This is a genomic window from Oceanobacillus massiliensis str. N'diop (assembly GCF_000285495.1).
Taxonomy (GTDB): Bacteria; Bacillota; Bacilli; order Bacillales; family Amphibacillaceae; genus Oceanobacillus; species Oceanobacillus massiliensis.
The window spans coordinates 719,846-733,818 of the sequence record NZ_HE610977.1; the positions used below are offsets into that span (position 1 = coordinate 719,846).

Sequence of the window (13,973 nt, forward strand, 5' to 3'; positions counted from 1 at the left end):
GTATTGCTCCCGATAGCATTGGCCAAAGGGAGCTTATGAATAGCTCCCATCCCCCCATATCTGCCGTAATTGTAAATAACAGATTATTGTTTAACAGAAACATCTTCACCAAACCAATCCTCGGAAATGGAAGCAAGCGTACCATCTTCACGCATAGCGTCCAGTTGCTCATTAATGGCTTCTACCAGCTCACTATTTCCTTTATTCAATACAAACGCCATTTCTGAAACTTCTTCTGACTCGTCCACTATTTTAATGCTTTCACTTCCTTGCTGATTAATATAATCCAGTACAGCAAGTTTATCATTTACAGTCACATCGGCACGGCCCTGCTTGATTAATTCGATTGCCTGTGCAAGACCTTCAACACCTACCAGTTCTGCATCATATTCTTCAGCAATAGCGCCATAGTTGCTTGTCAACGATTGAGCTGAACTCTTCCCTTCCAAGTCTTCAAAAGAAGTAATATCCTGATTTTCTTCTGGAACTACCACAACTGCTGAAGAGTACGTATATGGGGTGGAGAAGTCATAGTTTGCTTTCCTATCTTCATTTATACCAACCTGGTTGGCAATCAAGTCGAAGCGCTCTGAATTCAGTCCAGCGAATATGGAGTCCCATTGTGTTTCCTGAAACTCTACTTCCAGATCCATCCGACTTGCCACTTCTTTAATTATCTCAACGTCATAGCCAGTAAGGTTTCCTTGTTCATCATGGAAGGTATACGGGGCATAGGTCCCTTCTGTACCTACTGTAAGTACACCGCTTTCCATTACATCGTCATAAAGGCTTGCTGACCCTGATTCCTTTTTGTTATTATCCGCATTTCCATTATTTTCATCTGATGACCCACATGCAGCCAAAATGAAAACCAGGCCAAGCACTGCCAGCCATCCAATTATTTTCTTCATTTCTTAACCCCCAGTATTTTTATCAGAATGATAGTATAATCCACAGACTTAGAACTGTAAATATATTTGATTCAAGCTTAATATTCCCTATTCGTTAAGTCTTACACCACTTGCATAAACCAGTACATTCAATAAAAGATTGTAAAAATTTAAAAATTTACTGAATTCGGCTTGACAGATTTAGTTCTACCCTGTAATCTGTCTATTAACAACAACTAAATACGTAAATTTCTTATCCAGAGAGGTGGAGGGACTGGCCCTTCGAAGCCTCGGCAACAGACTTGTACAAAGTACTGTGCCAATTCCAGAAGCAGATTGATCGCTTGAAGATAAGAAGGGAATTTAGTCATGGCGTCTAACCCTCTTCTTATCGATAAGAAGAGGGTTTTTTGGTATTTTGAAGGCATAGGCTCTTTTCTTAAGGGATTATTGTTTGTATCTTCTAAGTGCTGAAAACCACGAAAAGGTTTAGGAAACAATCAAACTTATAATGAGGTGAGGAAAATGACAAAAACATTGGTAAAAGCACCATTTAAAGCAGATCATGTAGGAAGCCTGCTGCGACCGGAGGCCATACATAAGGCAAGAAATGAATTTAAATCTGGAAATATTACTGCTGAGCAATTAAGAGAAGTGGAAACAAAGGAAATTAAGCGTATTGTAGACAAACAGATTGAAGTGGGGTTACAGGCTGTTACAGATGGAGAATTCAGACGGATGTGGTGGCATTATGATTTCATTGAAAATTTAAATGGAGTGGAAGGATATCAGCCAGATAAAGGGCAGAACTTCCATGGGGTGGAAACAGAGAAATACAGTGTCCGTAATACCGGGAAAATTTCTTTCAATGAAGATCATCCATTTTTGAAAGACTTTATAGAATTGAAAGAAATTGTAGCTGACCGTGCCGTTCCGAAACAGACTATCCCAAGTCCAAATCAGCTATTTATCGCGGGAATAAGGAATACCGAGATTTATCCTGACATTGAAGAATACGCGAATGATGTTATCCAAACATACCGTGATGCATTAAAAGCATTTTATGCTGCTGGTGTCCGTTACTTACAGCTGGATGATGTCTATATTGCCAGGCTCTCTGCAGATAACATACCAGCAATCGATGAGAATTATTCAAGACAGGAATTGATCGATCTAGCCTTGCGCGTTGTGAATGGGGTCCTTGAGGATAAACCCGAGGATTTAATCGTAACAACCCATCTATGCCGTGGTAACTATCAATCCACATGGGCATTTGAAGGCAGCTATGCAAAAATCGCACCTACTCTTTTTGCTAAGGAAAAAGTGGATGGATTCTTCCTGGAATATGATGACGAACGTTCCGGAAGCTTCGAGCCATTAAAATACATTCCAAACGGTGGGGCACAGGTAATCATTGGAGCCATCACTTCTAAATTCGGAGAACTGGAAGATAAAGAAGCTATTAAAGCACGTGTGAAGGAAGCAGCAAAATATATTCCATTCGATCAATTGTGTTTGAGTCCACAATGCGGATTCTCTTCCACACACCATGGTAATAAACTCTCTGAAGAGCAGCAATGGGAGAAATTAAGATTTGTTGTTGAAGTTTCAAAAGAACTTTGGGGATGAGCTTTTCCTCAACTACCTTTGCGTTATACCATTTTATAATAGAAAAGGGGAAATAAAATGACAAAAACGTTAGTCAAAGTTCCATTCAGAGCAGACCATGTGGGCAGCTTCTTGAGGCCAGACAATCTGCATGCTGCCCGAAAAGATTTCGAGGCCGGAAAAATATCCGGGGAAGCTTTACGGGAAATTGAAACGAAGGAGATCAAACGGATTGTGGATAAGCAGATAGAAGCTGGTCTGCAAACCGTTACAGACGGGGAATTCCGCCGCAGCTGGTGGCATCTTGATTTTCTCGAGAACTTAAATGGTATTGAAGGCTATGAAAAGGAAAAAGGCTATATCTTCGAAGGTATTGAGACAGACAAACATCACATCCGAAATATAGGTAAGATTTCATTTGATCCGGATCATTTTTTCATTAAAGATTTCATAGATTTTAAAGAAATCGTTGGTGATCGAGCTATTGCCAAACAGACCATACCGAGTCCAAACCAATTGTTTGAAGCAGGAATCCGCAATCCGGATATCTATCCTGACATTGATGAATATGCCAATGACATCATTAAAACATACCAGGACGCAATAAAGGCATTCTATGATGCAGGAGTTCGCTATTTGCAGCTGGATGATGTCTATATTGCCGGGCTTTCCTCTCCCGATTTCCAATTGACAGAAGGGGGATATTCAAGGGAGCAGTTAATTGATTTGGCATTGCGGGTTGTAAATGGTGCTCTGGAAAACAAACCGGACGACTTGTATGTAACAACACATTTATGCCGGGGAAATTACCGTTCTACATGGGCATTTACTGGAAGCTATGCTGAAATCGCCCCTACTTTATTTGCCAAAGAAAAAGTGGATGGATTTTTCCTGGAGTATGATGACGAGCGCTCCGGAAGCTTTGAACCACTTAAATATGTTCCGGAAGGCGGAGCAAGAGTCGTCATTGGTGCTGTCACTTCTAAATTCGGAAAGCTTGAGGATAAGGAAGAAATCAAAGAACGCATCAAAGCTGCTTCTGAATTCGTGCCGTTGGAGCAACTCTGTCTCAGCCCGCAATGCGGATTCGCTTCGACGCATCATGGCAATGAACTAACCGAAGATGAGCAATGGGCAAAATTAAAATATATAGTAGATTTATCCAAAGAAATCTGGGGATAATCATAAAAGTTAACAAATCAAAGGAACAGCATTTCCATATGGATGCTGTTCCTTATTTTTATAAATCAAAAGGAAAATCAATTAAAAATCATAGACTCTCGTCCACTCAGTAAAATCTTTCATTACTTGCTCATCGATGTCATAGCCTATTCCAGGTCCTTTTGACACATGGATAATTCCATCTTCGACTCGCACTTCAGGTTTGATTATATCTTTTTCCCAATATCTTGAAGATCCTGCTGTATCCCCAGGCAGAACAAATTGCGGCAGAGTAGTTAAGGCAATATTATGTGCCCTGCCCACACCTGCTTCAAGCATTCCGCCGCACCACACTTGTATCCCATGTCTCTGGCACAAATCATGAATTTTTTTCGCTTCAGTAAGTCCGCCTACCCGGCCAATTTTGATATTAATAATGCGGCAGCTGCCCAGTTCAATGGCTTTTCTAGCATCTTCCATAGAGTTTATGCTTTCATCAAGACAAATGGGTGTCTTTAAAGCGGATTGAAGCGTTGCATGATCAACGATATCATCATGGGCCAGCGGCTGTTCAATCATCAACAGATCCAGATCATCCAGTTCCTGCAGATGGTCAATATCCTTAAGCGTATATGCTGAATTTGCATCCGCCATGATTGGCGTGAACGGAAACTGCTTACGGACTTCCCGTAACACTTCCATATCCAATCCAGGCTTAATTTTTAACTTTATCCGCTTATAACCTTCCTCGAGAAAACGCTCGATTTTTTGAATCAAATCTTTCACCGTTGGCTGAATGCCAATGCTGATTCCTACATCGATTTCTTTTTTTGTTCCGCCAAGGGCCTGCGAGAGAGAAATCTGGTTATTTTTTGCATATAAATCCCAAATCGCGCCTTCCACTGCCGCTTTAGCCATATTATTCCGTTTAACTGGATAAAACAGTTCGGACACTTGATCAGGATGACTTATTTCATTCTCCATTAAAATCGGAATTAAAAAATCCTCCATCACATGGAGACTAGTCTGTACAGTCTCTTCCGTGTACCAGGGACTTGAAAATGCAACAGACTCTCCAAAACCATGGTTACCCTTATCATCTATTGCTTCGGTAATAAAGAAATCTTTGTCCTGAACCGTTCCAAAACTAGTCATGAATGGTTCTTTAAGTCGCATTGTTAACTTATGCAGTCTGATTTGTTTGATTGGCAACAAAATGTGCAGCTCCTTCATTAAGATGTAATACGTATAATTTCTATTATAATCTTACCATAGTGGAAACAACTCAATTTAGTGGTGATTATATGGTGAAGGATATCTGCTTTGCTTCCATCTCCGTTTAAGAAGACCTCTTTATCTGGGAGGATTCTAATGTTCTAAATAAAACATCTACTATAATTTCAACAGATTTCGGTATCATAGCATAATTAAACTTCATGTCCGGATGATGCAGTCCTGGAACAAGATCACAGCCGACAGCAAGCATCGTTGACTTAATGGAAGGCCGTTTAATGGTATAAAAATGAAAATCATCTCCACCTGTTGTACTGATTACTGGTGTAAGTTTTTCTTCACCTACACATTCTATGATCGATTGCTGCATGAAAGATATTGCTTCCTTATCAAGTACTGCAGCAGCTATATTGGTTTCTTCCTCGAGAGCAATATCCACATCATGCAAGCTGGCAAGCGAATCCGCAATATGGGTTATCTTTTCAGTCATTTCCTCCATCAGTTCATTCGTCTGTGCTCTTACATCGATTGAAAAGCTGGCATTCCCGGGTATAATATTGAAACTCTTTCCTCCAGCATGGAAGCTTGTCATCTTAACGGATTGGGAAAGCATCGGATCCATCTGAATGCTATTTAAAGCCTGAAAAAACTCAGTACCAATTTGAATCGCATTTACATTAAGATGCGGTCTAGCTCCATGTGCATCTTCTCCCTTAATATTGCCCATCATGATTTTTGCAGCCCCATGCTCAATGGCAGGCGCAAACTGTCCATTTTCCAATTCCTCCTTGGGCCGCAGATGTAACCCATACAGATATTCCACATCGTTTACGACACCTTTTTCCACAAAAGCTAATGCACCTGTCCCCTTCTCCTCTGCAGGTTGAAATATAAACCGGAATGTACCATTATTCGGCCCACCTGCTTCCAGAACCGACAGCAATACACCAATCACAACTGTCATATGGGCATCATGACCGCAAGAATGATTTGCCTGAAACTTGCCATCCACTTCCTGCCACAATGCATCTATGTCCGCTCTTAAGGCAATCACTGGCTTTCCGCTTCCAACATCTATGATTAATCCAGTTGAGTCCTCAAATGTGCGAATGCGGCAATTCTTGTCTTTGAACAATTTTTTTATAAAAGCTGTTGTCTGTTTTTCTTCCCAGCTTATTTCCGGATTCGCATGTAAATGATCGAACACATTTTTCAATATCGGATTTAACCTCTCCCAATTTATCTCCATCATCTAGACTCCTTTCCTAGGGTGCCTGTCACTTCCCGGTTTTTGTCGAATTTTATCAAATGTGATATCTTCTATCTTCCTTGATCCAGTCCATATCCTTCCAGATTTCTGTAGTCATCGATATTTGCTGCTAGTTACGGATTTGTCCATTTCCCTTAATAAAGAATTTGCTGGATGTTAATGCCTTCAGTCCCATTGGTCCTCTTGCATGCAGCTTTTGCGTACTGATCCCAATTTCGGCACCATAGCCAAACTCGAATCCATCCGTAAATCTGGTAGATGCATTATGGTAAACGGCCGCTGCATCAACATTCCGTAAAAACATTTCAGCATGGTTTTCTTCTTCGGTAATTATGGATTCCGAATGCCTCGTGCCGTATTTATTGATATGCTGAATCGCTTCTCCTACATCATCAACGATTTTAACACTTACAGTTAAATCAAGGTATTCTGTATACCAGTCCTCTTCTTTTGCCATTTTTGCCTGTGGGAACACCTGTCTGACTCGCTGATCTGCATAGATTTCCACACCATTTCCTTCAAGCTTTTTCAAAAACGCTGCTCCATTAAGTGCAAACCAATTTGAATGAATCAGAATGGATTCAAGCGCATTGCAAACTGACGGACGCTGCAGCTTTGCATTTAATACAATCTGTGAGACCATTTCAGCCTGTGCTGTTTCATCAATAAAAATATGACAATTTCCTGCACCCGTTTCGATTACAGGGACAGATGCTTCCTTTACTACTGTATCGATTAAATGTTTGCCGCCTCTTGGAATCAGCACATCCAAATAATCATTTAATCGGAATAATTCCTTTGCTGTTTCCCTGCTTGTATCTTCTATTAATTGAACTGCATCCACCGGCACTTTGCTCTTTTTCAGCGCACGGCGAATGGAGTCCACAAGTGCGTTATTCGAGTTTCTTGCTGACGTACTTCCTCGTAAAATAACCGCATTCCCTGTTTTCAGGGTAAGCGCTGCTGCATCGATTGTTACATTTGGTCTTGCTTCATATATTATGCCTATTACACCGATTGGCACCCTTTTTTTCTGGATATAAAGTCCATTATCCTTTTCAATCCGCTCCAGAACTTCCCCAATAGGATCTTCCAGTTCAACCACCTGCCTGATTGCTTCTGTTATTCCTTTAATTCTGGCTTCATCCAGCATAATCCGGTCGAGTACAGATTCTGAAAGCCCCTTATTTTTACCGTCAACAATATCATGTTTATTCTCTTCTAAAATATGTTTGCAATCGATGATTAATTGTTGCGCAATCAGAACCAGAGCAGCATTTTTGTCTTCAGTTGTTAATCCTGTCATCAAATAGCCTGCCTTTTTGGCCAACTTGCCTTTTTGCATGACCTCACTCACTTAAATCTCCCCCTTTTTGTATAGCCCGGGCCCAGCCATGACGATGAATGACTTCTATCGTTGGTGAATTTGGCGATGGTGAATTTGGCGATGCTGAATCTGGAGATGCTGAAGAACCCGGTGAAGCTATGTCTATTGAAGGTAAAAGAATAACCTTTTCATTTCCCATCCTACTGTTAACTAAAGCTGTCAGTTCTTCTGAAGAGCAGCTCACCTGCCCTTTACCCAGCAGTCGATGTGATCCATATACCTCAACCACATCCCCTGTTTGGAAAGTTCCGATTACGTTAGAAACACCTGGAGAAAGCAGGCTCCCCCCTTGATATAATATCGCCTCTTCCGCTCCCTTATCGACGTATATTTTCCCCATCGATTCAGAGTGGAACGCTATCCATTGTCTTCTAGTATTAATAGTAGTATTAGGTATACTTGATATATATGTTCCGTTTCCTCTCCCGTTTAGAATTTCGAGCAGTTTTCCATTCCCATCTCCAATTCCAATAAATACAGGTACACCAAGTGAAATTGCAGTCCTGGCAGCCATCAGCTTCGATTTCATCCCGCCTGTTCCGACCTTGGAACCGCTTGTATCTGCAGCAGCTATCAGCTCATCTGTTATTCCTTCAAGATGGTCGAACTTTTCCGCTGCCCGATCTGTTCGTGGGTCACCACTGTATATACCATTAATGTCAGTCAGAATTATCAGCTGGTCTGCGTGTATGAAACCACTGACAAGCGCAGAGAGCATATCATTGTCTCCAAATGTCAGTTCTTCTACAGACACTGTATCATTTTCATTGATGATTGGTACTATTCCCCTTTCCAATAGCTCTATCATGGTGGCATAAGCATTCTTGAAACGATTACGATTGGAGAAATCTCCCCTCGTCAACAGCAATTGCGCTGATGTAATGTTGTATTCCCCAAAATTATCCATGTATTTCCCGATTAGTAAGCTCTGTCCGACAGCAGCTGCCGCCTGTTTTCCTTTAAGCGTTACTGGTCTTGAAGAATAGCCAAGTTTAGCAAATCCAGCTGCCACTGCACCCGAAGACACCATGATCACTTCATGATTTGCATGACGAAGCGCAGCAAGTGCCCCAACATGATCAGCCAGCTTTCGCTCATCGATTTCGCCTTTATCATTCGTTAAAGAACTACTGCCAATCTTGACTACGATCCGTTTTTTGTCCATCCTTCATACTCCTTTTTTTATCATGGTATTGACCATCAAGTTGAAGACAGTGAATGCCGGCTCCAGTTAGACTTCCGCCTATATCTGAGAAAAATTAACAAAAAAGCCCAATCATCCTATATTATAAGGACGAAAGGGCTTTGCTTCCGCGGTACCACCATTACTTGAATGCTTGAACATTCCGCTTAATCCATAACGCCGGAGGTGCGCCCATGTATTGGCATGGGACTCTGAAGACAGGTTCTGCAGGCTGTATATGACGGTATCTTTCAGCTGGTAGATTCCGCTCTCTTTCATAACATTTCCTGCATACTAATTCTTCATCAACGTTCGCTATTGTTGCTATTATTATGGATACAAATCCGCTTGATGTCAAGATGAATCAATTGATTTTTCTCAATTTTTTGTTTGCTTTTCGCTAATAAGCTTTTCAATCGCATCAATACGTGGCATGGCACCTTGTGCACCGACACCTGTAACGGATAATGCTGCACCTGCGTTTGCAAACATCACGGATTCCTGTAAATTCTTTCCGTCTGCAAGCTGTGCTGCAAGTATTCCATTGAATGTATCTCCTGCACCGGTCGTATCAACTACTTCCACCTTATATCCAGGCAGAGAGCACGCTTTCCCCTCATGATAAAAACGTACCCCCATTTCACCCTTCGTAACAATGAGCTTTTCTATTATCTGCTGTCTATCTGTATCTTTTTGTAATGACGATGCTTCCAGGTCATTAGGTGTTAGGTAGGAAACTCCATCTATAATTTCACTGCTTATTGATTGAAATGGGGCTGGGTTCAACACAACCGGGACGGAATGCTCATTTGCAATTTTGATGGTATGCATCACCGACTCCATCGGGATTTCAAGCTGCATCAAGACTACATCACTTTGTTGAATTATTTGTTTATGCTGATCAATCCAATCTGGGGTAACAACGCTATTGGCACCAGGAGCAACAATAATCCGATTATCATTTTCGGATAGAATAATCGAGGCAATTCCAGTAGGTTTTTCGGCATTGAGTAGGACACCGTCTGTGATGATTCCTTCATTCTTCAGATGCGATAGCAGCTCCTTACCAAAAGTGTCTTCTCCTACAGCTCCAATCATGTTAACCAGTGCACCCGCCCTTGCAGCAGCAACAGCCTGATTTGCCCCTTTCCCTCCAGGATAGGTGGCAAAACTGTCTCCCAGCACTGTTTCACCCTGTTCCGGCATTTTCCCGGTCTTTATTGTTAAATCCATATTGATACTGCCTACAACACACACCTTTTTCTGCTCAGACATCGGCTATTCCCCTTTATATGTATTTTCTACCTGCTATTTATATTAACAAACTGCACAGCTAGTGGAATACTCGACAAAAATTTTTATGTAAAAAAGAGACTGCTTAAAATAAGTCAGTCTCTTCGTATGCGTTATATAATTGTGGCGCAGGATCGTGTGGTTCACATGCACACGTATTGCCTTATCCTTTCGTCTTACACAATTCAGCTCATCGCCTGCTAAGTATAGCATGAATTTATGAATGGTACTAGCTGTATTTTTTACCAGCAATCCACATCTTTGATAATCCCCTCCAATAATCTTTATAATAGGGAAAAGCCGTTTCTTAAAAGTATCACGTTTGCGGCAACGAATATTCGATGCGGACAGTCGCATTTCAGTACCCTTATTTCGGAAAGTTCTTAATGAGAGGAGCTATTTCATTATGTGTCTAATAAATTTTCAATTGAATGACCACCCAAAATATAAATTAATCATTGCAGCAAATAGGGATGAGTTTTATAACCGGCCTACAGCAGCGGCAGCGTTCTGGAATGACTCTCCTGAAATTCTGGCAGGCCGTGATCTACTGCAGATGGGGACTTGGCTTGGAATTACAAAAACTGGACGCATTGCAGCTCTCACCAATTATAGGAATCCAGATCTGGAAGAACCCGGTAAATATTCACGCGGTGAGATTATAACCAACTACTTGATCAGTAATCAATCTCCCGAGGCATACCTCAATGCTTTACGTGCAAAACGAGGTGATTATTCAGGTTTCAACCTTATAGTCGGGAATTCCGAGGCGCTTTTTTACTACAATAATATGGAGGATAAATTTGACTTGATTCCTAATGGAACGCATGCCTTGAGTAATCATTTCCTGAACACACCATGGCCAAAGGTTGTAAAAGGGAGAACCATGTTAAGAGAATATAGCAATAGCCATGATACGGTCGAGATTGAGAAATTATTTGAAATTGTGGCCGATGCTGAAGAAGCAGGTGATAATGATTTGCCACAAACCGGCATTACATTAGACCTCGAAAGGAAACTCTCTCCACTATTTATTCAAACGCCTGATTATGGCACTCGTACTTCCACCATTTTGCTAATTGACAAAAACGATCAGGTTACTTTCGTGGAAAGAACCTGGGATAAAGGAATTTTTGATAGGGATCGACACTTTACTTTTCCATTAATTAAAGATTAACTCTCCTGCCCTTGGGGTAATTTAATTCTAGGGGAGACTGTTTTGAGATAAATTCATTTTTTATTGGTATCTGGGTAAATACCTGCAGATTACATGATAGTACCATATAAGGATACAATGTAATATATGGGGCTAATGTATGAAGTTATGGAATAGATTCAGAATGGACTTTTCTATCAGCTATTCAGGCAGAAATATTATCCTGCTATCCATCATGCATTATGCTCAGTCGTACACTTGGCAGCAGCAAGGAGGAATTGCAATGTTGTTTGATGATCCGGTATATGCCAGCCGTTTATTGACCCTTCTGACCCTATCTTTTCATATTATCTACGCCACAATTGGGGTAGGGGTTCCACTGATGATTATGATTGCCCAGTGGATTGGCATCAAAAAGGACGATATTCATTATATTTTGATGGCGAGGCGATGGGCAAAAGGCTTCGTCGTGACCGTGGCGGTTGGTGTCGTGACCGGTACGGCCATTGGATTACAGCTGTCTTTATTATGGCCAAGCTTTATGGAGCTGGCCGGTAATATCATTGCATTGCCCTTATTTATGGAAGTATTCGCTTTTTTCTTTGAAGCGATTTTCCTTGGAATCTATCTTTACACATGGGATCGATTCGATAACCCAAAAAAACATCTGCTATTATTAATTCCCGTCGCTATCGGCGCGGGGATGTCCGCTTACTTTATCACCGTTGTAAATTCTTTCATGAATTCACCAGCTGGATTCGATATTGTTAACGGACAGCTTACAAATGCTAACCCGATTGCAGCGATGTTCACAGCATCCATGCCAACCAAGGTTTCGCATGTGCTGTCAACAGCCTATATGACAATTGCCTTTATGCTTGCAGCAATTGCAGCCTTTAAATTGATTAGAGGCTACAACCATGAATACCATAAAAAAGCGCTGTTCATGACGATGAAAATCGGATTCGTATTCTCCATTGCCACCGCTCTTATTGGTGACCTTTCCGGTAAATACTTAGCAGCATATCAGCCTGAAAAGCTTGCCGCAGCTGAATGGCATTTTGAAACGGAAGAGGGAGCACCATTGCTGATGTATGGTGTGCTTGATGAAAATCAGGAGGTCAACTATGCCATACGGGTTCCATTTGCGTTAAGTATTCTTGCACATGGGTATCCTTTCTCAGAGGTTACCGGTCTTAACGAATTCCCTGAGGAGGAACAGCCGCCGCTCGTAGTTCATTATTTCTTTGACACGATGGTGACCATTGGCATGTTTATGATTTTCTTATCGCTTGTCTATTGGATAGGCATCAAGCGAAAATGGCCGTTCATTACAGCGAATTGGTACCGGTGGCTTATCGTTCTTGGCGGCCCTCTTTCCTTCCTGGCCATAGAAGCTGGATGGTGGATGGCTGAAGTTGGACGCCAGCCTTGGATTTTGAGAGGTATTATGACAATTGATGAAGCTGCCACTACAAGCGATTATGTTGGATTAATGTTTATCCTTTTCGCTGGGCTATACCTCGTGTTGGGCATTGGTACAGTGGTAGTCCTTCGCAAAATATTTAAAAATTTCCCTCTGGAGAAGGATCTCGAAAAACTGCAAGGTGGTGAACCGTCATGAGTATAGAGATTCTTGGTATTTCAGTACTTTGGTTGTTCCTGTTTGGCTATGTAATTGTCGGTTCCATTGATTATGGTGCAGGATTCTTTAATGCCTATAGTATCATCCGGGGAAAGCAGCATATATTATCCAAAATCATTCAGCGTTACCTCTCCCCGGTGTGGGAAGTAACCAATGTATTTTTTGTATTCTTTTTCGTTGGTATTGTTGGATTCTTTCCACAGACGGCCTATTACTTTGGCACAATACTGCTTGTTCCGGGAAGTCTTGCACTCGTATTGCTTGCAGTCAGGGGCTCCTACTATGCGTTTGAATCCTATGGTGCCAGGGGACATAAAGGATATGCCTTCATGTATGGTGCATCAGGTATTTTAATTCCTGCATCATTATCGATTGTGCTGACTATTTCAGAGGGCGGCTTTGTTTCTATCGTAAATGGCCATCCCGTACTGGATTATACGGCACTATTTACTAGTCCGTTAACATGGGCAATAGTTGTTCTTAGCATTGCGGCAGTCCTATATATCTCTGCGGTTTTCCTGACATGGTATGCGTTTAAAACCGGCGATTCGGCTGCCACTGATTTAATGCGTCAGTATGCAATTGGGTGGTCCTTCCCGCTAATTATCGCTGCAAGCGGCATAATCTTTGAGTTAAGATTCCATAACGAAGAACATTTTTCACGTATGCTCGATCTCTGGTGGATGTTCGGATTGTCATTTCTATTATGGGCTGGAACAGTCTGGCTTCTTTTGAAGCGCAAGAATTATGGACTTGCATTTGGATTGCTTGCAGGCCAATTTGCGTTAGCATTTTTCGCTTACGGTATTTCCCATTATCCTTATTTACTGTATACACAGTTGAATATATATGATGGATTTACGAATATGGCTATGGCAATATCACTTGTATTCGTATTTATTCTGGGGATGGCTCTTTTGATTCCTTCCTTATACTTGCTGCTTAAGCTGTTCCTGTTTGACAAGAACTATGTGCAAGGAAAGACAACTAAAAAGGAGTGATCCGCTTGCTTAACGATTTTCTAATCTTTGTTGCTCCCATTCTGATACTTATCGGGGCCATAGCACTTTCATTTTGGGTTGCCGATAAGGACGGAACAGGAAATAATTCATAACATAAAAAATGGCAGTCAAAACGGGAAGCCTCT

The 13,973-nt window shown here is 41.4% G+C and carries 13 protein-coding genes and 1 riboswitch; of the genes, 6 read left to right on the top strand and 7 right to left on the bottom strand.

Features of this window, described 5'->3' with window-relative positions; genetic code table 11:
• Nucleotides 1-83: 83 nt before the first annotated feature.
• Nucleotides 84-911 (bottom strand): amino acid ABC transporter substrate-binding protein, encoded by an 828-nt coding sequence (locus OMHG_RS09055; protein WP_010650259.1) that lies wholly within the window; start codon nucleotides 909-911, stop codon nucleotides 84-86.
• 229 nt (nucleotides 912-1,140) lie between these two features.
• A riboswitch (SAM riboswitch) is annotated at nucleotides 1,141-1,247 on the top strand.
• A 168-nt stretch (nucleotides 1,248-1,415) separates the two neighbouring features.
• Between OMHG_RS09055 and OMHG_RS09060 the strand changes: the two genes are divergently transcribed.
• Nucleotides 1,416-2,519 carry a 5-methyltetrahydropteroyltriglutamate--homocysteine S-methyltransferase gene (locus OMHG_RS09060; RefSeq protein ID WP_010650260.1) on the top strand — a complete coding sequence of 368 codons (1,104 nt, stop codon included), beginning with the start codon at nucleotides 1,416-1,418 and terminating at the stop codon, nucleotides 2,517-2,519.
• A 57-nt stretch (nucleotides 2,520-2,576) separates the two neighbouring features.
• Entirely contained in the window at nucleotides 2,577-3,680 is a 1,104-nt protein-coding gene (locus tag OMHG_RS09065; protein WP_010650261.1) for a 5-methyltetrahydropteroyltriglutamate--homocysteine S-methyltransferase, read from the top strand.
• Between the two features lie 81 nt (nucleotides 3,681-3,761).
• Here the strand turns inward: OMHG_RS09065 and menC are convergent, their stop codons facing one another.
• The 6 genes from menC to rbsK form a co-directional block, all read right to left on the bottom strand.
• Nucleotides 3,762-4,892, bottom strand: a complete 1,131-nt coding sequence (menC, locus tag OMHG_RS09070) for an o-succinylbenzoate synthase (RefSeq protein ID WP_187116583.1) — start codon at nucleotides 4,890-4,892, stop codon at nucleotides 3,762-3,764.
• A 106-nt stretch (nucleotides 4,893-4,998) separates the two neighbouring features.
• Nucleotides 4,999-6,141, bottom strand: coding sequence for a M20 peptidase aminoacylase family protein (locus tag OMHG_RS09075; RefSeq protein ID WP_010650263.1), 1,143 nt, complete (start codon nucleotides 6,139-6,141; stop codon nucleotides 4,999-5,001).
• 130 nt (nucleotides 6,142-6,271) lie between these two features.
• On the bottom strand, nucleotides 6,272-7,519 hold the full coding sequence (locus OMHG_RS09080) for a glutamate-5-semialdehyde dehydrogenase (RefSeq protein WP_010650264.1): 1,248 nt from the start codon (nucleotides 7,517-7,519) through the stop codon (nucleotides 6,272-6,274).
• Complete coding sequence (proB, locus tag OMHG_RS09085; RefSeq protein WP_010650266.1) at nucleotides 7,512-8,714, bottom strand: glutamate 5-kinase; 1,203 nt, start codon at nucleotides 8,712-8,714, stop codon at nucleotides 7,512-7,514. Before proB ends, OMHG_RS09080 begins: the two co-directional genes overlap by 8 nt.
• A 111-nt stretch (nucleotides 8,715-8,825) precedes the next feature.
• Complete coding sequence (locus OMHG_RS09090; RefSeq protein WP_010650267.1) at nucleotides 8,826-9,011, bottom strand: hypothetical protein; 186 nt, start codon at nucleotides 9,009-9,011, stop codon at nucleotides 8,826-8,828.
• Nucleotides 9,012-9,110: 99 nt separating this feature from the next.
• Entirely contained in the window at nucleotides 9,111-10,007 is an 897-nt protein-coding gene (rbsK, locus tag OMHG_RS09095) for a ribokinase (RefSeq protein WP_010650269.1), read from the bottom strand.
• A 424-nt stretch (nucleotides 10,008-10,431) separates the two neighbouring features.
• Here rbsK and OMHG_RS09100 point away from each other — a divergent pair, with 424 nt between their 5' ends.
• The 4 genes from OMHG_RS09100 (at nucleotide 10,432) to cydS (ending at nucleotide 13,940) form a co-directional block, all read left to right on the top strand.
• Nucleotides 10,432-11,202, top strand: a complete 771-nt coding sequence (locus OMHG_RS09100; RefSeq protein WP_010650270.1) for an NRDE family protein — start codon at nucleotides 10,432-10,434, stop codon at nucleotides 11,200-11,202.
• A 262-nt stretch (nucleotides 11,203-11,464) separates the two neighbouring features.
• Nucleotides 11,465-12,805, top strand: a complete 1,341-nt coding sequence (locus OMHG_RS09105; protein WP_044476889.1) for a cytochrome ubiquinol oxidase subunit I — start codon at nucleotides 11,465-11,467, stop codon at nucleotides 12,803-12,805.
• Entirely contained in the window at nucleotides 12,802-13,827 is a 1,026-nt protein-coding gene (locus tag OMHG_RS09110) for a cytochrome d ubiquinol oxidase subunit II (protein WP_010650273.1), read from the top strand. Before OMHG_RS09105 ends, OMHG_RS09110 begins: the two co-directional genes overlap by 4 nt.
• Before the next feature lie 5 nt (nucleotides 13,828-13,832).
• Nucleotides 13,833-13,940 carry a cytochrome bd oxidase small subunit CydS family protein gene (gene cydS, locus OMHG_RS19455; protein ID WP_419720228.1) on the top strand — a complete coding sequence of 36 codons (108 nt, stop codon included), beginning with the start codon at nucleotides 13,833-13,835 and terminating at the stop codon, nucleotides 13,938-13,940.
• The last annotated feature ends 33 nt before the right edge of the window (nucleotides 13,941-13,973 follow it).